Annotated in this window: 19 protein-coding genes; 8 read left to right on the plus strand and 11 right to left on the minus strand. The window is 71.4% G+C overall.

All coding sequences use genetic code 11. The features are described from left to right. Positions 1–6: 6 nt before the first annotated feature. Positions 7–576 carry a TetR/AcrR family transcriptional regulator gene (locus CU254_RS19410; protein WP_009078603.1) on the minus strand — a complete coding sequence of 190 codons (570 nt, stop codon included), beginning with the start codon at positions 574–576 and terminating at the stop codon, positions 7–9. Between the two features lie 166 nt (positions 577–742). Between CU254_RS19410 and CU254_RS19415 the strand changes: the two genes are divergently transcribed. Then, positions 743–2,086, plus strand: coding sequence for an MFS transporter (locus CU254_RS19415; protein ID WP_009078604.1), 1,344 nt, complete (start codon positions 743–745; stop codon positions 2,084–2,086). A gap of 61 nt (positions 2,087–2,147) precedes the next feature. On the opposite strand, the gene CU254_RS19420 is transcribed toward CU254_RS19415, so the two are convergent. From CU254_RS19420 to CU254_RS19430, 3 genes are all read right to left on the minus strand, one after another. Further along, entirely contained in the window at positions 2,148–3,494 is a 1,347-nt protein-coding gene (locus CU254_RS19420; protein WP_369871181.1) for an SPFH domain-containing protein, read from the minus strand. 116 nt (positions 3,495–3,610) lie between these two features. Next, positions 3,611–4,045 (minus strand): NfeD family protein, encoded by a 435-nt coding sequence (locus tag CU254_RS19425; protein ID WP_009078607.1) that lies wholly within the window; start codon positions 4,043–4,045, stop codon positions 3,611–3,613. A 92-nt stretch (positions 4,046–4,137) separates the two neighbouring features. Further along, entirely contained in the window at positions 4,138–4,944 is an 807-nt protein-coding gene (locus tag CU254_RS19430; protein WP_009078609.1) for a DUF3097 domain-containing protein, read from the minus strand. A 162-nt stretch (positions 4,945–5,106) separates the two neighbouring features. On the opposite strand from CU254_RS19430, the gene CU254_RS19435 reads away from it, so the two are divergent. Then, the gene (locus tag CU254_RS19435) at positions 5,107–6,099 is read left to right on the plus strand and encodes an aldo/keto reductase (RefSeq protein WP_009078611.1); all 993 of its coding nucleotides are present in this window, start codon (positions 5,107–5,109) and stop codon (positions 6,097–6,099) included. A gap of 31 nt (positions 6,100–6,130) precedes the next feature. On the opposite strand, the gene CU254_RS19440 is transcribed toward CU254_RS19435, so the two are convergent. Genes CU254_RS19440 through CU254_RS19450 form a run of 3 tightly spaced genes read right to left on the minus strand, consistent with a single transcriptional unit; the run spans position 6,131 to position 8,423 of the window. Then, positions 6,131–7,018 carry a phosphotransferase gene (locus CU254_RS19440; protein ID WP_037717515.1) on the minus strand — a complete coding sequence of 296 codons (888 nt, stop codon included), beginning with the start codon at positions 7,016–7,018 and terminating at the stop codon, positions 6,131–6,133. An 11-nt stretch (positions 7,019–7,029) separates the two neighbouring features. Next, positions 7,030–7,839, minus strand: a complete 810-nt coding sequence (locus tag CU254_RS19445) for an SCO1664 family protein (protein ID WP_009078614.1) — start codon at positions 7,837–7,839, stop codon at positions 7,030–7,032. An 8-nt stretch (positions 7,840–7,847) separates the two neighbouring features. Further along, complete coding sequence (locus CU254_RS19450) at positions 7,848–8,423, minus strand: DUF3090 domain-containing protein (RefSeq protein WP_009078616.1); 576 nt, start codon at positions 8,421–8,423, stop codon at positions 7,848–7,850. A gap of 130 nt (positions 8,424–8,553) precedes the next feature. Between CU254_RS19450 and CU254_RS19455 the strand changes: the two genes are divergently transcribed. The 6 genes from CU254_RS19455 to CU254_RS19480 all read left to right on the plus strand — a co-directional run bounded on the left by CU254_RS19455 (position 8,554) and on the right by CU254_RS19480 (position 14,542). Continuing rightward, positions 8,554–10,485: a prolyl oligopeptidase family serine peptidase gene (locus CU254_RS19455; RefSeq protein WP_009078618.1), complete on the plus strand. Its 1,932-nt coding sequence runs from the start codon at positions 8,554–8,556 to the stop codon at positions 10,483–10,485. Beyond that, positions 10,482–11,381, plus strand: coding sequence for an LD-carboxypeptidase (locus CU254_RS19460; protein ID WP_009078619.1), 900 nt, complete (start codon positions 10,482–10,484; stop codon positions 11,379–11,381). Before CU254_RS19455 ends, CU254_RS19460 begins: the two co-directional genes overlap by 4 nt. 6 nt (positions 11,382–11,387) lie before the next feature. Next, entirely contained in the window at positions 11,388–11,801 is a 414-nt protein-coding gene (locus CU254_RS19465) for a TIGR03668 family PPOX class F420-dependent oxidoreductase (protein WP_009078620.1), read from the plus strand. 46 nt (positions 11,802–11,847) lie between these two features. After that, positions 11,848–12,519, plus strand: coding sequence for a hypothetical protein (locus CU254_RS19470; RefSeq protein WP_158688051.1), 672 nt, complete (start codon positions 11,848–11,850; stop codon positions 12,517–12,519). A 10-nt stretch (positions 12,520–12,529) separates the two neighbouring features. Next, the gene (locus CU254_RS19475) at positions 12,530–13,123 is read left to right on the plus strand and encodes a hypothetical protein (protein WP_009078623.1); all 594 of its coding nucleotides are present in this window, start codon (positions 12,530–12,532) and stop codon (positions 13,121–13,123) included. A 609-nt stretch (positions 13,124–13,732) separates the two neighbouring features. Continuing rightward, the gene (locus CU254_RS19480; RefSeq protein ID WP_037714199.1) at positions 13,733–14,542 is read left to right on the plus strand and encodes a hypothetical protein; all 810 of its coding nucleotides are present in this window, start codon (positions 13,733–13,735) and stop codon (positions 14,540–14,542) included. Between the two features lie 46 nt (positions 14,543–14,588). Here CU254_RS19480 and mptB read toward each other — a convergent pair whose 3' ends face one another. From mptB to CU254_RS19500, 4 genes are all read right to left on the minus strand, one after another. Next, on the minus strand, positions 14,589–16,142 hold the full coding sequence (gene mptB, locus CU254_RS19485; RefSeq protein WP_009078627.1) for a polyprenol phosphomannose-dependent alpha 1,6 mannosyltransferase MptB: 1,554 nt from the start codon (positions 16,140–16,142) through the stop codon (positions 14,589–14,591). A gap of 90 nt (positions 16,143–16,232) precedes the next feature. Then, positions 16,233–17,885, minus strand: a complete 1,653-nt coding sequence (locus CU254_RS19490; RefSeq protein WP_100266828.1) for an ABC transporter ATP-binding protein — start codon at positions 17,883–17,885, stop codon at positions 16,233–16,235. Beyond that, a complete protein-coding gene (locus CU254_RS19495) occupies positions 17,882–18,802 on the minus strand; it encodes an ABC transporter permease (RefSeq protein ID WP_009078633.1) in 921 nt (306 codons plus the stop codon). The genes CU254_RS19490 and CU254_RS19495 overlap by 4 nt, the downstream gene beginning before the upstream one ends. Beyond that, a complete protein-coding gene (locus CU254_RS19500; protein WP_037714203.1) occupies positions 18,799–19,827 on the minus strand; it encodes an ABC transporter permease in 1,029 nt (342 codons plus the stop codon). Before CU254_RS19500 ends, CU254_RS19495 begins: the two co-directional genes overlap by 4 nt. Positions 19,828–19,926 lie beyond the last annotated feature (99 nt).

Below are 19,926 nucleotides of genomic sequence, written 5' to 3' on the forward strand. Positions count from 1 at the left end.
GCTGGCTCAGGGGCGGAGGCCGTCGAACAGGATCGCGATCGTGCGGTCGCGCAGTTCGCGATCGGACCCGACGTGCTCGGCCGCCTTCGCGGTGCCGATGATCACCGGGATCAGCTCGGTGGTGGTGACGTCGCGCCGCACCGCGCCGCTGTCCTGGGCGCGGCGCAGCAGCACGCCGAGGGATTCGCGCAGCCGCTCCCCGATCACCGAACCCGTGCTGGGCACGCACACGCCGGCCGAGGTGAGCGCTTCGAAGTAGGCGTTTTTGGCGCTGGACATCTCGATCCAGCTGGTGAGGAAGGTGAAGAAGGCGGCCCCGGCGTCCTCGGCGTTCTGCGCGACGACCGCGTCCGCCTCGTCGACGAACCGGTGCAGCCGCGCGTAGAGCACGGCCTCCAGCAGCGCTTCTTTCGTGGGGAAGTGCCGGAACACCGTGCCGATGCCGACCCCGGCCTCGCGCGCGACCTCCTCGGTCGGCGCGGCGGTGCCCTTGGCCGCGAAGACTGTCTCGGCGGCTTCGAGCACCTTCGCGCGGTTTCGCCGCGCGTCGGCGCGGAGCGGTTTGTCCTCCGTCACGGCTGTGATGGTAGTCGCGCGTCCTGGCCGCGCGGCGCCCGATCCTGGTCCGGACGGCGTGCCGGAAGGTCGGAAACAACCCGTCCGGAGCAGGCGTCCGGAATCGTCAAACCTCTGCCGGTCGTTCACACTGTAGTGTGACGACCGTCACGAGAGGTGCACGACCATGACTCTAGGCGACAACGAAGTCACCCAGTCAGTCCAAGCTTCGACCGGCGACCGCCGGGTGCAGGTACGCCGGGCGGCCCTGGCCGGGTCGATCGGAACCACCATCGAGTGGTACGACTTCTTCCTCTACAACACCGCCGCGGCGCTGGTCTTTCCCCATCTGTTCTTCCCCGCGTCGTCGTCCTACGCCGGGGTCATGCAGTCGTTCGCCACCTATGCGGTCGGTTTCGCGGCCCGCCCGATCGGTGCGGCGATCTTCGGCCATTGGGGCGACCGGCTCGGCCGCAAGGCGACGCTCATCGTGACGCTCCTGCTGATGGGCCTGTCCTCGGCGATCGTCGGTGTGCTTCCCGGCGCGGCGACCATCGGCGTCGCCGCCCCGCTGATCCTTGTCCTGCTGCGGTTGGTGCAGGGCATCGCGATCGGCGGCGAGTGGAGCGGATCGGTGCTGCTGGCCATGGAATGGGGCGATCAGCGGCGGCGCGGCCTGCTGGCGAGTTTCGCGCAGGTCGGCGTTCCGGTCGGGCTCGTGCTGGGCACCGGCGGCATGACGCTGCTGTCGGCGACCCTGTCCCCGGACGCGTTTTCCTCGTGGGGCTGGCGAATCCCGTTCCTGCTGAGCCTGGTGCTGGTGGCGATCGGCCTGGTCATCCGGCTGCGCATCATGGAAACCCCGATGTTCGCCGCCGCGGTCGCCGCCAAGCGCACGTCGAAAGCCCCGGTGAAGGACGTGGTCCGGCACCACTGGCGGGAAATCCTGCTGTCGGCCGGACTGCGGTTCAGCGAGCAGATGCCGTTCTATTTGTTCACCAGCTACGTCCTCGTCTATGTCGTGCAGCGGCCGGAATTCAGCAAGACGTTCGTGCTCAACGCGGTTCTCGTCGGCGCGGCCGCGGAATTGCTGCTGATTCCGCTGTTTTCCCAGTTCTCCGACCGGATCGGCCGCAAACAGGTCTATCTGACCGGCGCGGTGCTGACCGGGGTGCTCGCGTTCCCGTACTTCACCGTGCTGACCCACAGCGGCCACGCGATGATCTTCCTGGCGATCATCGTCTCGATGGTCGCGCACTCGATGCAGTACGGCCCGCAGGCGGCGCTGATCGGCGAGAGCTTCCCGACGCATCTGCGCTACGGCGGCGCGGGGCTGGGATATCAGCTGGCGTCGGTGTTCGCGGGCGGTCCTGCTCCCCTGCTGGCGACCTGGTTGCTGCACACCACGGGCACGCCGTATTCGATCTCGATCTACATCGTCGCTTCGGTCGTGGTGACCGTGGCGTGCGTGCTCGCACTGCCCGATCGTTCGAAGGCCGACATCGACGACGTCGGCGTCTACGCCCGCTGACCGCAGGAAAAAGGGGCTGCCACCCGGAAAACCGGAGTGGCAGCCCCTTTGAACGGCTCAATCAGCGCTGCGGCGGCGGTCCGCCCTGCGGTCCGCCGAACGGGCCCTGCTGCGGGAACGGCCCGTTGCCCGGTCCCTGCGGTCCGCCGAACTGCTGCGGCGGCGGGCCCTGGTACGGACCGCCCTGCGGCGGCGGTCCGGCGGGAGGCTGCTGCGGCTGCGGCAACGACTGCTGCTGGGCAGGCGGCGGCGTGCTGGGCTGCGGCCGCTCCGGCGGCGCGGGCGGTTCTTCTTCCTCGACCGGCGCGGGCCGCTCGGCCTTGACCGGCGAGGCGCCCCCGATGGCGCGCCGCGGATGCTCCGTCGACGCGCCGAGCGGCCCGTCGACCTCCTTGCGTGCCACGGCTTCCGCGGCCGCGACCGCTTCGGCGACCTTCGGGTCGCTGCTCGTGTCGAACCATCCGGCGACCTCGTCGTCGTCGAGGTCCGGCTTGGCCGGGGTGTCGTCCTGCGGCGGCTCGTAGCGGAACACGCCGTCGTCGCCGGGGGCGCCCAGCGCGCGGGCGAAGCCTTCGAGGGCCTTGCCGTAGTCGCTCGGGATCATCCAGACCTTGTTCGCGTCGCCCTGCGCCATCTGCGGCAGGGTCTGCAGGTACTGGTAAGCGAGGACCTCCGGCGTCGGGCGGCCCGCCTTGATCGCGGCGAACACCTTCTCGATCGCCTTCGCCTGGCCCTGCGCTTGCAGGTAGCGGGCGGCCCGTTCACCCTGGGCGCGCAGGATCCGCGACTGCCGTTCCGCTTCCGCGGCGAGGATCGCGGCCTGCTTCTGGCCTTCCGCGGCGAGGATCTGGCTCTGCTTCTGGCCTTCGGCCGTCTTGATCGACGATTCCCGCTGGCCCTCGGCGGTGAGGATCATCGCGCGCTTCTCCCGGTCGGCGCGCATCTGCTTCTCCATCGAGTCCTGGATGGAGGCGGGCGGCTCGATCGCTTTCAGCTCCACGCGGGCGACGCGGATGCCCCAGCGGCCGGTGGCCTCGTCGAGGACGCCGCGCAGCTGGGTGTTGATCGAATCGCGGGAGGTCAGCGTCTCTTCCAGGCTCATGCCGCCGACCACGTTGCGGAGCGTGGTGGTGGTGAGCTGCTCGACGCCGATGATGTAGTTCGAGATCTCGTAGACCGCCGCGCGCGAGTCGGTGACCTGGAAGTACACGACGGTGTCGATGTTCACCGTCAGGTTGTCCTCGGTGATCACCGGCTGCGGCGGGAACGAGACGACCTGCTCGCGCAGGTCGATCCGCGCGCGCACCTTGTCCAGGAACGGGACGAGGAAGGTCAGGCCGGGCGAGGCGACCGTGCGGAACCGGCCGAGCCGCTCGATCACCGCCGACTGGGCCTGTGGCACCACCATGATCGCCTTGACCACCGTGATGATGACGAACAGAGCCAGCAGTGCGACCACGACGATCGCTATTGTCGACAAGAGCGTCTCCCCTTACCTAGTACCGTTTTTTCCCGGACGGCGCTTCACGAGACGATGTCCACCACGGCCGTGGCGCCGGAGATCTCGACGACCGTGACGCTGGTGCCCGGCGCGATCGGCGGCTGGGACTCGTGCACGGCGCGCGCCGACCACACCTCGCCGCCGATCTTCACCTGGCCGGCATCGTAGTCCACAGTGGACACCACGACGGCCCGGGCTCCGACCAGCGCGTCGATGCCGGTGGGGATGCCCGATCCGGCCAGGAAGCGGCGTTTGAGCGCCGGGCGCGCGAGCGCGAGCAGCCCGACCGAGCTGACCGCGAACACCGCGACGTCGATGAAGATGTTGCCGGTCAGCGCTTCCGTGCCGGCTCCGAGCAGCGCGCCGATGCCGAGCATGATCAGCACGAAGTCCCCGGAGATCACCTCCGCGATCATCAGGACGATGCCGATGATCAGCCAGATCAGAGCCGCTGCCATGCCCTCATGCTCTCAGATCGCGTCGTTTCGCACCGGGCAAGCTACCCGACGTGACCGACGCGTGACCTTGGATTTTTCCGGCGAACCGGACACTACGGAGCGTTGCCGTCAGGTTCGGTCACGAAGTCGATGAGCCGTTCGACCGCGCCGATCAGCGGCGTTTCGAGATCGCGGAAGCTGCGCACCCCGGCGAGCACGCGCTGCCACCCCTCGTACGGCTCGCCCCAGCCGAGCGCGTCGCAGACGCCGGTCTTCCATTCGACGCCGCGCGGGATCTCCGGCCAGGCGCGGATGCCGACCGACGCGGGTTTCACCGCCTGCCAGACGTCGATGTACGGATGGCCGGTGACCAGCACCTGCTCGTCGCGGATCTGCCCGACCAGCCGGGATTCCTTGCTGCCCGCGACGAGGTGGTCGACGAGGACGCCGAGGCGGCGGCCGGGTCCGGTGCCGAACTCGGCGATCCGCTCGGCCAGGACGTCGACGCCGTCGAGCGGTTCCACGACGACGCCCTCGACGCGCAGGTCGTGTCCCCAGACGCGTTCGACGAGTTCGGCGTCGTGCTTGCCCTCGACCCAGATCCGGGAGTCGCGCGCGACCCGGGCCTGCAGTCCCTGCACGCGGACCGAGCCGGACGCCGACACCTGTCGCGCGGGCGCGGCGGCTTTCTTGACCGGCACGAGCGTGACCGGTTTGCCTTCGAGCAGGAAGGCGGCGGGCGCGAGCGGGAAGACCCGGTGGCGGCCCTTGGCGTCCTCGAGGACGACGTTGCCGTACTCGATCTTCACCACCGCGCCGCAGTAGCCGCTGGCCGGGTCTTCGACCACGAGCCCTGGTTCGGCCGGGACCTCCGGCACCTTCCGCTTGCGGGGGCCGGACAGCACGTCGTGATAGCGCACGGTCGGGCACGTTATCGGCGCGGCGAGGGCGCGTCCCGCCGCCACGCCGGAAGGAACCGGTCCTCCGGCTTGACCTGGTGCGCGCTCCAGCTCCTAGCGTCGGCGGGGTTCGTCAACCGTCGAGGCGCCGCCCGGCCCGCCGGGCAGGAGGAGCATCCGCACATGAGCACCCGAACCACGCTCGGCTCGTCCGGTTTCCACGTCAGCGCGATGGGCCTGGGGTGCATGGGGATGAGCGAGAGCTACGGCGCCGCCGATTGGGACGGCGGCCTGGCCACCGTCGACCGGGCACTGGAGCTGGGCGTCACGTTCCTGGACACCGCCGACGCCTACGGTGCCGGGCACAATGAGGTGCTGGTCGGCCGGGCCGTCCACGGCCGCCGGGAGCAGGTGCAGGTGGCGACGAAGTTCGGCATCGACCGCAGCGCCGGCGACCGGGCGCGCCGCATCCGCGGTGCCCGCGACTACGTGCTGCGCTCCTGCGACGCCTCGCTGCTGCGGCTGGGCGTCGACGTGATCGACCTGTACTACGCCCACCGCCCGCCCCAGGACGTGGAGATCGAGGAGACCGTCGGGGCGATGGCCGAGCTGGTCGAGGCGGGCAAGGTCCGTCATCTGGGCCTGTCCGAGGTCGACGGCGAGCTGCTGCGCCGGGCGCACGCGGTGCACCCGATCGCCGCGGTGCAGAGCGAGTACTCGCTGTGGACCCGCGACGTCGAGGCGGTCGTCCCGGTGATGGCCGAACTGGGCGTCGGGCTGGTGCCGTACTCGCCGCTGGGGCGGGGGTTCCTGACCGGCGCGCTGGACCGCTCCGCGCTGGGCGAGAAGGACTTCCGGCGCACCAATCCCCGGTTCGCCGGGGAGGCGGGCGAGGCCAACGAGAAGATCGCGCGGACCGTGCGCGAGGTGGCCGACCGGCTGGGCGCCACTCCGGCGCAGGTGGCGCTGGCGTGGGTGTACGCGCAGGCCGAACGGCTCGGGGTGGCGGTGGCGGCCATTCCGGGCACCCGCAGCCCGGTCCGGCTGGAGCAGAACGCGGCCGCGCTGGACCTCGTCTTGGACGCCGAGGCGCTGGCCGTGCTGGACCCGCTGAGCGACCAGGTGACGGGCGAGCGCTACCTCCCCGCGCACACCGCCGAGGTCGCCCGGGGTTAGCGCCAGCAGCCGGACCTGGTGCCGGACCGGGTCAGCTGGCCAGCCGCAGCACCGCGTCGGTGAACGGCGTCGGGCCGCCGCGGCGGAGCGGGCCCATCGCGACCAGCGGGGCGAGCGCCACGCACCACGCGCGCACCCGGTCGCCGTCCAGGTGCGGCAGTCGGGCGATGCCGTCCTCGACCGCGCCGCCGTCGGCCATCGGCAGCACCGCCCAGTCCACCGCGTCGAAGGCCGGGTCGCCGACGCACGGACGCGGGTCGATCGCGACCGCGCCGCGTTCCGGTCCGGCGTCCAGGACGTTGCCGGGATGCAGGTCGCCGTGCACGAGTGCGATCGGGCCGCTGGCGGCGAGTTTCTCCGCCCGGGCGAGGCCGGTGCGCAGCGCTTGCCGGGACAGGTGCGCTTCGGCCGGGGAACCGGCGAGGCGTTGCTCGGCGAGGCCGAACATGAACCGGACGCGTTCGAGCTGGGTCGGGAACGGTCCGGCGGCCGGGACGCCGTGGACGTCGGCCAGCAGTTCGCCGATCTGGTCCCACGGGACGTCCGCGCCGCGTTCGGTGAACGTGTCGCCGGGTTCGAGCCCTTCGAGCAGCACCGCGCCGTGGTCGAGGTCGGCGTCGAGGATCTGCACGACCCGCGACAGCCCGGCCCACGAGCCCAGCGCGGTCGCCTCCGCGGTCGCGATCGCGCGGTCCGGGCAGAGTTTGAGCACCTTCAGCACGCCCTCGCCGTCGCGGCAGAGCAGGGTGCGGCCGGTGTTGCCGGGCCGGGCTTCGGACACCGTGAGGCCCCACCGGCGGCAGAGCCGGTCGACGAGGGTGGGCAGCGCGTCGCACCACGCTTGTGCGGCCGGGCCGAAGCGGTCGACGAGCCGGGCGCGGGCGTCCTCGTCCAGCAGGGCGTTCTCGGTGTTCTCCATCGAGGCCGCCATCAGAACAGCGGCCAGGGGATCGCGCGCCAGTCGTCGCCGGGCTCGGGGAACACCGCCTCGGCGAGCAGATAGTCGGTGCGCTGCGAGAGCGCCCGGATCTCGAACGCGGTCAGGTGTTCGCCGAGTTCCGCGCCGAGGCGGCCGTCGAGGTCCGCGCGGAGTTTCCGCAGTTTCTCGACCGCGTCCCCGGGCAGTTCCTCGCCGATCCAGCCCCACAGCACGGTGCGCAGCTTCGGGTCGGTGTGCAGGCAGATGCCGTGGTCGACGCCGTAGACGCGGCCGTCGGTCCCGGCGAGCAGGTGCCCGCCCTTGCGGTCGGTGTTGTTGACGACGATGTCGAGGACCGCCAGTTCGCGCAGGTCCGGGTGGTCGGCGTGGACGAGCACCGCCGGTTCGCCGAGCCGGTCGTGCGCGTGCAGCACGGTGCGCCAGCCCTCGGGGACCTCGTCGGGCGCGCAGACGTCGACCACTTCGGTTTCCTCGTCGGTCTCGACCCACAGCTGGACCATGCCGGGCCCGAACGGGCCGTCGCGCAGCACGGTCGGCGGGATCGCGCCGAGGCCGCAGGCGTCGGAGATCATCGCGGTGGCGACCTCGCGGCCGGCGAGGGTGCCGTCCGGGAAGTCCCACAGCGGCCGCTCCCCCGACACCGGCTTGTACACGACGCGGCCGGTGACGCCGTCGAGTTCGATCGCGCAGAACAGCGTCACGTTGGAGGCGTCGACCAGCCTGCCCTCGACGTCGATGCGGCCGCGGGACACGAAATCGCGGGCGGCGGGGTCAGCAGGCCCTGGCGCGGTGCTCGCCACGGCCGCCCTCAGTCCTCGGTCACGTCGACGTCGCGCCGGTACCCGTTCTGCCGCGGGCAGATGTGCCCGGCCGGGTCGAGCGGTTCGCCGCACAGCGGGCACGGCTTGCGGCCGGCGTTCACGACGCGGTCGGCGCGTTCGGCGAAGGCGCGGGCGGCGACCGGGGTGAGGAACACGCGGACCGCGTCCGGGCCCTCCTCGGTGTCGTCGAGCACGACCGTCTCGTCGATTTCGCCCTCGGTGATCGCGAGCAGTTCGACCACGACCGCGCCGGAGTCGGCGTCCCAGCCGAGCCCCATCGTGCCGACCCGGAACTCCTCCTCGACGGGCACCGTGAGCGGGTCCACGTCGACCTCGTCGTCCGGGGCGTGGCTGGGCACGTCGGCGCCGAACCGGCTGGCGACCTCCTCCAGGAGCGACCCGAGCCGCTCCGCGAGGACGACGACCTGCTGTTTTTCGATCGTGACGCTGATCGTCCGCACGTCCTCCGTCGCCTGGAGGTAGAAGGTGCGGTCGCCGGGCTCGCCGACCGTGCCGGCCACGAACCGGTCGGGCTTGCGGAAGACGTGGATTACGCGTGACATAGCGTCTTCGACCCTAGGCCACGGACGCATGATCGGCATCCGCCGCCCCGGGTTCAGCGGAGTTCGCGCGCGATTCCTGCGCGGTGCGTGCGGATCCGGACACGCAGCGGATCCTCGTTAGGCTTTCCGCGTGCCTCGCATCTCTCCTCATGGAACCTGGACCTCTCCTGTCACGGCGGCCGGCGCGGCGGCGGCCGGCGGCGGCGCGCAATGGCTCGCCGCGGTCGACGGCGCGCTCTGGTGGGCGGAGGCGCGGCCTGCCGAAGGCGGTCGCGTCGCGCTCGTGCGCGCGCTTCCCGGCGGCGGCGTCGAGGACGTGCTGCCCGCGCCGTGGAACGTCCGGAACCGGGTGCACGAGTACGGCGGGCGGCCGTGGCTCGCGGTCGGCGGCGTGGTGGTGTTCACGCATTGGGCCGATCAGCGGGTGTACGCGTGGAAGGACGGCGAGGCCACCGCGTTGACGCCGGAACCGGCCACGCCGCAGGGCGTCCGGTACGGCGACCTCCGGCCCGGACGCGAGGGCGAGGTGTGGGCGGTCCGCGAGCGCAGCACCGGGCCGCGGCGCACGGACATCTCCCGCGAGCTGGTCGCGATCCCGCTGGACGGCTCCGCCGAACGGGTGCTCGTCGAGGGGCACCGGTTCTTCACCGCGCCGCAGCTGTCGCCGGACGGCGCGCACGCCGCGTGGCTCGCGTGGGACCACCCGGCGATGCCGTGGGACGGGACCGAGCTGTTCGTCGCGCCGGTGGCGGCCGACGGGTCGTTCGGGGAAGCGCGCGTGCTCGCGGGCGGGCCGGAGGTCGCGGTGTGCCAGGTGGCGTGGGAGTCCGCGGATCAGCTGCTCGTGCTGGCCGATCCGGACGGCTGGTGGAACCTGCACCGGGTCGGGCTCGACGGTGCGACGGTCAATCTCGCGCCGGTGCAGCGCGAGCTGGGCGGGCCGATGTGGAAGCTGGGAGCGAGCTGGTTCACCCCGCTTGGTGGCGGGAAGCACGCGGTCCTCGACTCCGGCAAGCTGGCGATTCTCGACGAGGGCGACGGTTCGGTCACGCGCGTCGACACCGAGCTGACCGTGTGGTCGTCGAGCGGGCTGGTCGCGACGGACGACGGGATCGCCGGGATCGCGGGCGGGCCCCGGCACGAGAGCGCGGTCGTGGTGCTGGATCCGGACACCGCGAAGTGGCGCGCGCTGACTCCGCAGCCGGACTCGCTGCCGCCCGCGGAGTACCTGCCGGTGCCGCAGGAGCGCGTGTTCACCGGGCCGGACGGCGCGGAGATCCCGGCGTACGTGTTCCCGCCGACGAACCCGGACTTCGCCGCGCCGGAAGGCGAACTGCCGCCGTACGTGGTGCACGTCCACGGCGGGCCGACCGGGCACAGCGACGAATCGCTCGACCTGGAGTTCGCGTACTTCACCAGCCGCGGCATCGGCGTCGTCGCGGTGAACTACGGCGGTTCCACCGGGTACGGGCGGGCGTTCCGCGAGCGGCTGCGGGAGCAGTGGGGCGTGGTGGACGTGCGCGACTGCGCGGCGGTCGCCGAAGCCCTGGTGGCGGAAGGGGTCGCCGACCGGGCCCGGCTGGGCATCCGCGGCGGCAGCGCGGGCGGGTTCACCTCGGCCGCGTCGATCACCATGACCCGCACCTACGCGGCGGCGACGGTGAAGTTCCCGATCCTCGACTTCGCCGGCTGGACCGGCGAGGGCGGCGAGACGCACGACTTCGAATCGCAGTACCTGGTCAGCATGGTCGGCCCGTATCCCGAGGCGGCCGAGCGGTACCGGGAGCGCTCGCCGATGACGCACGTGGGGTCGCTGGCCGGGCCGGTGCTGTTCCTGCAAGGCCTGGAGGACGAGATCTGCCCGCCGGAGCAGGCCGACCGGTTCGTCTCGGAAATCGACGGCAGCGGGATCCCGCACGCGTACCTGCGGTTCGAGGGCGAGCAGCACGGTTTCCGGAAGGCCGAGACGATCGTCGCCGCGCTGGAGGCGGAGCTTTCCTTCTACGGCCAGGTGTTCGGCTTCGAGACGCCGGACGTGCCGCGGCTGGAGCTGTCCCGGTGAGGCCCGCCAGACTCTCCGCCGGGGACACGGTCGCTCTTGTCGCGCCGTCCGGGCCGGTGCCGCAGGACCTGCTCGACGCCGCGTTGCCGGTGCTGCGCGAGTGGGGCGTGAAGGTGCGGATCGGCGCGGGGGTGCGGGCTTCGGGCGGGTCGTATCTGTCGGCCCCGGACAAGGCGCGGGCGGCGGAGTTCACCGAGGCGTGGCTGGACCCGGAGGTCCGGTGCGTCCTGGCGGCGCGCGGCGGCTACGGGGCGCAGCGGATGCTCGATCTGGTGGACTGGGCGGCGTTGCGGGCGGCCGGGCCGAAGGTGCTCGCCGGGTCGAGCGACGTGACCGCGCTGCACCGGGCCGTCCACACGCATTTGGATCTCGCGACGCTGCTTTCGCCGATGCCGGCGAGCGTGCTGTTCGACGAGGACGCGTCGGAACACCTGCGGCGGACGTTGTTCGAGCCGGACCACACGCGGGTGCTGCGGGCGCGCGAGCCGGACGTGGTGGTGCCCGGTCGTGCGCTGGGCGTGCTGGTGGGCGGGAACCTGTCGCTGCTCGCGTCTGGGGTCGGCACGGCTGAGCAGGGCTCCGCGCGCGGCGGGATCGTGCTGCTGGAGGACGTGACCGAGAGCCCCTACCGGATCGACCGGATGGTGACGCAGCTGCTGCGTTCCGGCTGGTTCGACGGCGCGCGCGGGGTGGTGCTGGGTTCGTGGGCCGCGTGCGGCGACCCGGCGGAGGTCCGCGAGCTGCTGGCGGAACGGTTGTCGCCGCTCGGGGTGCCGGTGCTGAGCGGGTTCGGCTTCGGGCACGTGGCGGGGTCGCCGACGCTGCCGCTCGGGGTCTCCGCCTCGCTCGACACCGAACTGGCCACGCTGACCCTCGACTCCCCCGCGCTGGACTGAGTCCTCATGCGACTGTCCACTGTGGAAACCCGGGCACGCTTCGCGGCGGCGCGGGTGGCTCGGCTGGCCACAGTGGACAGTCGCGGGGTCCCGCATCTGGTGCCGGTGACGTTCGCGGTGCGCGACGACGCGGTCGTGTTCGCGGTCGATCACAAACCCAAGACCACGACGTCGCTGCGGCGGCTGGCGAACATCGCGGAGAACCCGGCGGTGTCGTTCCTGGTCGACGAGTACGACGAGGACTGGTCGCGGTTGTGGTGGGCCCGCGCGGACGGCGTGGCGCGGGTCGTCTCCGACGATTCGCGGGCTCCGTATGTCGAGTGGTTGGCAGCGAAGTATCCGCAGTACGCGGAGCGGCCGCCGGAGCACGCGGTGGTGGTCACCGAGGTGCGGACCTGGCGGGGCTGGACGGGCTCGTAACGCCGGACCGGGGTCCGGCGATCTTTCTCCCGAAATGGGGAGGATCATGCGTGTTTCGCTTGCGGTGACCGGTCTTGTCCTGCTGCTCGCGGGATGCGCCGCGGAAACTCCGGCAGCGGCTCCGAGTTCTGCTCCGCCGTCGAGTTCGGCCCCGGCCTCCAGCTCCCCTCCGGCTTCCTCGGCTCCGGTCGCCAAGGACCTCACCAAGTACTTGCCCAGCGAGGAGCAGCTCTCCGCGGCGGGCGCCCGGCGGCAGCAGGATCGCCTGCCGTACGTAGTCGGCCCCAACACTCCGCTGCGCCTTGTGCGGGCGTGCGATGCGGACCAGCCGTGGGATTCGGCCGCGTACAACGGCGCGCAGGCGATCTCGGTGACCGACAAGGCGCAGGTCCACCAGTTGCTCGCCCAGTACCAGGGCTACTCCGGCGAGCAGGTGGTATCCGGCCTCGGCAAGGCGCTCGACTGTGGGAAGGCCGTGGTCGAGGGCGAGCAGCTGGCCGTGAAGACGCGGTTTTCGGTCCCCGGCGTCGCCGACCCGCAACTCGGGTTCTGCGGCCAGTTCCGCTCGGTCCGGGTGGCCGCGTGCGTGCTGGTGCTCGCGCACGGGGACCGCGCCCTGGCAGTCACCTCGATCGGCTGGCGCGCCAACATCGCGGAACACCAAGCCGAGCTGAAGCGGCTGGCTCCGGCCTTCGTCGCGGCGTTCGACCAGGTTTGACGGGACGGGCGTGCGGAAGGGGATCTTGCTGCTGGCGGGGCTGCTGCTGTGCCTCGCGGGCTGCGCGAGCCGGATTGCGCCGACGTCGTCTTCGGGCGACGATCTCATCCGGTATCTGCCGGACGAAAAAGCGCTGGGCGACGCAGGTGTCCAGCAGAAGCAGGCTCGTTCGTCCTTCGCCGTCAAGTGGATCACGCCGCTGCACGTCGTGGCACCGTGCGAGGGCAAGCAGCCGTGGGAATCCGCACTGCGCACCAACACGCAGGCCACCGCCACCGCCGGTGAGCTGAACGTCTGGCAATTGGCGGCTGCATACGAGGGCTATTCCGGCGAACAGATGGTCACCGTCCTCGACGGGGCGCTGAGCTGCGGCGCGAACGCCTCCTCGACCACCCGATTCTCCATCCCGGGCCTCGCCGACCGGCAGCTCGGATTCTGCCGCCGGTTCCGGGAGCCGAGGTTGTCCGCTTGCGTCCTGGTGCTCGCCCGCGGCGACCGGCTGCTCGCGGTCCGGACCGACAGCACCAGCGCGGAAGCGGCGGCACTGCAAGCGAAACTGAGGCAGCTGGCTCCGACCTTCGTCGTGGCGTTCGACCGGGACTGACGGATCTGGGACAACCGCGCCCGCCGCTGGTGGGGCGAGCACTACCAGCTGTGCCCGGACGACTTGATCGACGCGCTCAACAGCGGTGCGGACCGCGCGACCCTCACCGCGCTGATCAATCGGTACCGAGGGCTCAAGCGGTGAGTTCAGCGGGTCTGCGCCGGGTCGCTGAAATATCCGGTCCGCCGCAGAAGCGCGTTCTGCCACCGGATATCCAAGTCAGGGCAGGCGGCCGGAGCGCCTGGAGCCTCTCGCGGCACCGAGGCGACCAGTTCGGTCCTGCGCCCGGCGGACGAAACTCCGGCCTGCGATGCGGATATGCATCGCGGCGATGTCCGCGGTCGTGGTCGAACTGCCGCGCGGGATGCGGGTCAACGCGGTCAGCCCGCCGCTGACCGGCGATTCCGTGGACGGGGATGCGGCCGGTCCCGATGGACGAAGTGGTGCCGCACTACCTGCACTGCGTCGAAGCGACCTCACCAGGACGGTCGTCCGGGCCCGTGCTTGACCGGGTTCGGAAAGGGTCTTACCTTTGACCCGCCAGACATCGGATGTACTGCGCCGCCGGCCGATGTGCCCCTTCTCCGTGCCCGGAAAGGACACTGCAAGATGCCGGAATCCCCTGGTTTTCCGCGCCGGACGGCGCTGCGCACGATCGTCGGCTCGGCGCTCGCCGTGCCGTTCTTGACCGGTCCCCTGGCTTACGGCGCGAATGCCGCGAGTCCGTTGTGGCATCCCGATCCGGTGAAGGACGGGCTGAAGGCGTTCGAGGGCGTCGAGGCTGATCGCGGCGGGCTGCATCCGGGCCGGAAGTACGTGGTGGTGGAGGGAAATCACTACCGGTTCAACATCTGGCGCGACGACCGCGACACCACCGGCGGCGGGGATCGGCAGCGGACCGAGACGAAGGGCATGGTGCAGAACGGTTCCGTGCTGAAGATGCACGACGGCGAGACGTGGTCGCTGTCGTACGAGATGTTCGTCCCGGCGAGCCTGCACGGGACGAGCCGGTTCACGCACATCTTCCAGACCAAGACCCCGGCGACGAACGACGGTCCGTGGGTGACGCTGGACCTGGTCCGCGACGGCGGGGTCGAGATGATTTCCGCTCGCGCGTACGCGAATCCGGGGTCGCCGTCGATCGCGGCGGCGAAGCTGGCTCCGTTGCGGGACAAGTGGATCACGGTCGAGTGGACGCTCACTCCGGGTGACGCGGGCGCGGCGGCGTGCGTGATCCGCAACGGCGCGGGCCCGGGGGCGCCGATCGCCGCGCAGGGGCGCGAGACCGGGGTGAAGCTGCCGGATCAGGGCGACTACGTGCAGCCGAAGTGGGGCATCTACCGGTCGGTGGAGAGCGACCCGGCGGACATTCTCGACACGTACCTGCTGTTCCGGAACTACCGCGCGGCCCGCGCGTAAGCCGAAAAGCGGTGGTCCCGGCGCGGGACCACCGCCTCCGGAGCGCTCAGGAGGATTTGGCGGGGAGGAATTCCTCGTCCTTCGGCTTCTTCCGCCACGCGGCGACGAGGCCGAGCGGGTCGGGGCGCAGCAGGGACGCGGCCGAGTAGAGGCTGACCACGACGACGATCGCGATGAACCACCAGTCGTAGAGCGCCTGCTCCCCCGTCGGGTAGTACACGAGCGTCACGAACACCGAGATCGCGACGATCGCCGACAGGTTCCGCCGTTCCCACGGGAACGCGGAGATCAGCACGAAGCCCCAGGTGAGGTACCACGGCAGGGTCGGCGGCATGAGGATCGCGACGGCCAGCAGCGTGATCGCGGCCCGGTAGACGGCTTCCTTGCCGCCGCCGCGGGCGAGCCACCACTGGCGGATGCCGAACACGACGAGGCCGACCATCGCGATGGCGCGGGCGACGGTGACGAACGGCGAGGGCTGGACGTTGGCGATGAGGTGGACGAGGTTGTAGACGGCCTCGCCGATGCCGCTGGGGAAGTTCAGCCAGTTGGTGATGAGCTGCGGGGCCTTGAGGCCGGACCACCAGCCGAGGTTGAGCGAGCCGAGCGAGACCCAGGTGCCGACGACGAACACCGGCAGGAACAGCCCGACCGCGGCGGCTCCGGCCTTGAAGAAGTTCTTCGTCTTCGACGGGCCGGCCATGTCGGCGGCCCACATCCAGACCATGAACGGCAGCGCGACGGCGGCGGTCGGCTTGATCAGCATGCCGACGGTGACGAGCACGACCGCGACGACGTGCTTGCGCTCGAGCGCGGCGAGCATGCCGATGGTGAGGAAGCCGAGCATCATCAGGTCGTTGTGCGGGCCGCCGAAGAGGTGGATGACCATCATCGGGCTGGCGACCGCGACCCACAGCGCGACCGGGAGCTTCCCGCCGAGGTGCTTGACCAGGCGGGGCAGCGCCCACAGGGTCATGCCGAGGCCGACGAGGAGGACGAGCCGGGTGAGGATGACGCCGGCGATCATGTGGTCCTGGGTGATCGCGACGATGCCCTTGGAGATCAGCAGGAACAGCGGCCCGTACGGGGCGGGCGTGGTCTGCCACAGCGGGTGCACGTTCTGCACGACGTTCGGCAGCACGGGCAGTTCTGCGGGGCCGTTGGCGTACGGGTCGAGCCCGTAGAGCAGCTGCGCGCCCTGGCCGAGGTAGGAGAAGACGTCGCGGGTGAACAGCGGCGGCGACACGAGCAGCGGGGCCATCCAGCACAGCGCGGCGATGAGGATCGGCTTGCTGCCGATGCGTCCGGCGAGCGCGTAGCGGCCGAGCCGGACCCACGCCCACACGACCAGGCCGAAGCCGGTGTAGAGCAGGGCGTTGGCGAGGGCGCGGCCGTGGCCGTAGCGGACCCAGGACAACGGGCCGTGGCCGAGGACGGGGTCGCGGATGAGGATGCCGCCGGCGCCGAGCGCGGCGAGCATGAGGAGGGCGCTGCCGACCGTGCCCATGGCGATGGTCCGGTACGGGAAGCGCGCGGGCGTCAGGAACTGCCGGCCGAGGGCGCCGGCGTTCGGCTGCGCGTCGTCGATAGTAGTGGCCATTTCGATCCAGAAGATTACCGGGTGCAGTCGGCTGGCCCCGCACGGGCTCCGGGCGCGCCCGGTTCGGCGCGCGCCCGGAACGGGCCGCGGTCAGCGGTCGGCCGCGGTCCGCTGCGCGGTGCCCCCGGGGAGCGCCGCGAGCAGCGACTTCGTGTACTCGTGGTGCGGGTCGAGCAGGACTTGTTCGACGGTACCGGTTTCGACGAGCTCGCCGCGGTACATCACCGCGACCCGGTCGGCGATGTTCCAGGCCAGGCCCAGGTCGTGGGTGATGACGAGCGCGGAGAGGCCGAGCCGGCGGCGCAGCCGGAGCAGCAGCGCGAGGATTTCGCCGCGCACCGACGCGTCCAGCGAGGCCACCGGTTCGTCGGCGAGCAGCAGCGACGGTTCGAGCGCGAGCGCTCCGGCGATGACGACGCGCTGGCGCTGGCCGCCGGACAGTTCGTGCGGGAGCCGGTCGAGGTATTTCTCCGGCGGGCGCAGTTCGGCGGATTCGAGCGCGTCGAGCACGATGTCGCGTTCGTTCGGCAGGCCGTGGATGCGGGGCCCTTCGGCGACCGCCTCGTACACGCTGTGGGCCGGGTTGAGCGCGCTCGTCGGGTCCTGGAGCACGAGCTGGACTTCCCGCCGGTACGCGCGCAGCCCGGCCCCGCCCGAGGGCACCGGTTTGCCCGCGTAGCGGACCGTGCCGGAGTCGGGTTTCTGCAGGCCGAGCAGCGTGCGGGCGAGGGTGGTCTTGCCCGAGCCGGACTGGCCGACCAGCGCGACGATCTCGTCCCGGCGGACCTCGAGGTCCACCCCGTTGACGGCGTGGATCCGCTTGCCCTTGCGGTCACGGAACGTGACGTGCAGGTCCTCGGCGGCGAGCAGCGGCGCACCGTCCGCGCCGGCGCGTTCCTCCGGTTCCGGCGGCAGCGGCGTCGCGGTGGCCGGGGCGTAGCGCGAGACCGGGTCGCCGACCGTCGGGAACGCGGCGGCGAGCGCTTTGCTGTGTTCGTGCCGCGGCGAGGACATCAGCTCGGCGCTGGGCCGTTCCTCGACGAGTTCGCCGTCGTACATCACCGCGATGCGTTCGCAGGTGGCGGCGAGCACGGACAGGTCGTGGCTGATCATGACCAGCCCGATGCCGCGTTCGGCGACGAGTTTCGACAGCACGGACAGCACCTGGGCCTGCACGATGACGTCGAGTGCGGTGGTGGGTTCGTCGGCGATGACCAGCCGCGGTTCGCACGCCAGGGCCATCGCGATCATCACGCGCTGTTTCTGGCCGCCGGACAGTTCGTGCGGGTACGCGCTCGCCCGCGAGCGGGGCAGGTCGACCTGTTCGAGCAGTTCGGTCACCCGCGCCTGCACCTGCGCTTCGGACCGGGCGGCGCCCTCGGGCGCGTGCAGCCGGATGGGTTCGGCGATCTGCTCGCCGACGCGGCGGACCGGGTTGAGCGCGTGCATCGCGCCCTGGAACACGACCGACGCCTCGGCCCAGCGGACCGCGCGCAGCCGTCCCCAGCGCATGGCGTTGACGTCCTCGCCGTCGAGCAGGACCTCGCCGGTGATCTTCGCGCTGCGAGGCAGGAGCCGGAGCACGCTCATCGCGACGGTGGACTTGCCGGAGCCGGACTCCCCCGCGACGCCGAGCGTGCCGCCCGCGTCGAGGCGCAGGTCGACGCCGCGGACCGCGGGGACGTCGCCGCCGCCGGTGCGGTAGGTGACGCCGAGGTTTTTCAGTTCGAGCAGCGCGGTCACGAGTGCCGTCCTTTGAGCCGCGGGTTCAGCACGGTTTCGAGGCCGCGGCCGACGAGGGTGAACATCAGGACGACGGCCACGATCGCGAGGCCCGGCGGGAGCAGGTTCCACCAGGCGCCGCGGGTGACCGCGCCGTTGTTGAGGGCGGTTTCGAGCATCGCGCCCCAGGAGATCGCGGTGGGGTCGCCGACGCCGAGGAACGACAGGGTGGCGTCGGCGATGACCGCGTTGCCGACCACGAGCGTGGTGTTGGCGAGCACGAGCGGGGCGACGCCGGGCAGCACGTGTTTCGCGATCACGTGCAGGTGGCCGCCGCCGAGCGCGCGGGCGCGTTCGATGTAGGGGCGGCTTTCGATGGTGAGGGTCTGGGCGCGGACCAGCCGGGCGGTGCTCGGCCAGGCGGTGACGCCGATGGCGAGCACGATGGTCCAGATCCCGCGCGGCAGCACGGCCGACAACGCGATCGCGAGCACCAGCGACGGCAGCACGAGGAAGAAGTCGGTGAACCGCAACAGGATCGCCGACACCCAGCCGCCGAAGTGCGCGGCGGCGATGCCGATCAGGGTGCCGATGAACACGCTGAGCACGGTGGCGCAGAACCCGACGAGCAGGGAGATCCTGGTGCCCCACAACGTCATCAGCAGCACCGAGCGGCCGTCGATGTCGGTGCCGAGCCAGAACTGGCCGTCCGGCGGGCTGAGCGGTTTGCCGGTGACGCGGGTGACGTCGAGGCCGCTCGGGTCGCTGATTACCGGCAGCAGGAGGGCGAGCAGCACGGTGAGCGCGAGCAGGACCAGCCCGGCGAGCGCGGCTTTCTGCGTCGCGAACTCGTGCCAGGTGCGGGCGATTCCGGCGCGGCGGCGGCGCCACGCGATCGCGCGGGCGCTTTCGGCCGGGGTTCCGGTGGCGGCGGTCATGCGGTACGCACCCTCGGGTCGAGCACGCGGTAGAGCAGCTCCGCGAACAGGTTCATCAGGACGACAGCGCTGGCGAGGACGATGAAAACCCCTTGCAGCACCGGCAGATCCGGGCCGTGCAGCGCGTCGTAGGTGAGCTGGCCGAGCCCGGGCCAGCTGAACACCGCTTCGACGGTGACGGCGCCGGCGACCACCATGCCGAACTGCATGAAGATCAGCGTCACGGTGGGCAGCAGCGCGTTCGGGACCGCGTGCCGGCGCCGGACGAGGTCGTCGCGCAGGCCTTTCGCGCGGGCGGTGGTGAGGTAGTCGGCGTTCATTTCGCCGAGCAGCGACGAGCGCATCACCAGCATGTACTGCGCGTAGAACACCGCGAGCAGCGTCAGGCACGGCAGGAACAGGTGGTGCAGCACGTCGAGGCTCTGGGCGAAGAACCCGGGACCGGCGTCGGGCGAGTGCATGCCCCGGCTCGGGAACAGGCCGTTGGCCGCGACGAGCAGCAGCAGGCCGAGCCAGAACTGCGGGACCGCCCAGAGGGTCAGCGCGATGCCGGTCTGCGCGCGGTCGAAGAAGCTGTCGCGCTTCCACGCCGCGCGGACGCCGAGCCACAGCCCGAGCGCGACGGCCAGGATCGTCGCGCTGCCGACGAGCAGCACGGTCGGCCACAGCCGTTCGCCGATCATGTCCAGCACCGGGCGGCGTTCGATGTAGGACTCGCCGAAGTCGCCTTGGAAAAGGCCGGCGAAGTAGTGCCCGAACTGCGTGAGGATCGGCTTGTCGATGCCGAGTTTTTCGCGCAGCTCGGCGATCTGGCCGGGGTCGGTGGGGCGTTCGCGGGCCATGAACGCGACCGGGTCGCCCGGCAGCAGCCGGAAGAGGAAGAACCCGAGGACGATCACCAGGAACACGCTGGCGGCCGCCTCGGCGATCTTCGTGAGGACGAACCGGAGGGTCCCGGTCCCGCCTCGGTGCTCGTCGGGGTCGGCGAGCACCGAGGCCTGGTCGGGCGCGAGGGCTTGGCTCACCCGCGGTTCCCCCTTCGCTGGACGGTCCGGCGGTCGGGCAAGCGGTCGCCAGGGCAGAGACCGGGCTCGCGCGCGGGAGCGGGCGACTGGCACAGCATG

Source organism: Amycolatopsis sp. AA4, from assembly GCF_002796545.1.
In the GTDB taxonomy this organism is placed as follows: Bacteria; Actinomycetota; Actinomycetes; order Mycobacteriales; family Pseudonocardiaceae; genus Amycolatopsis.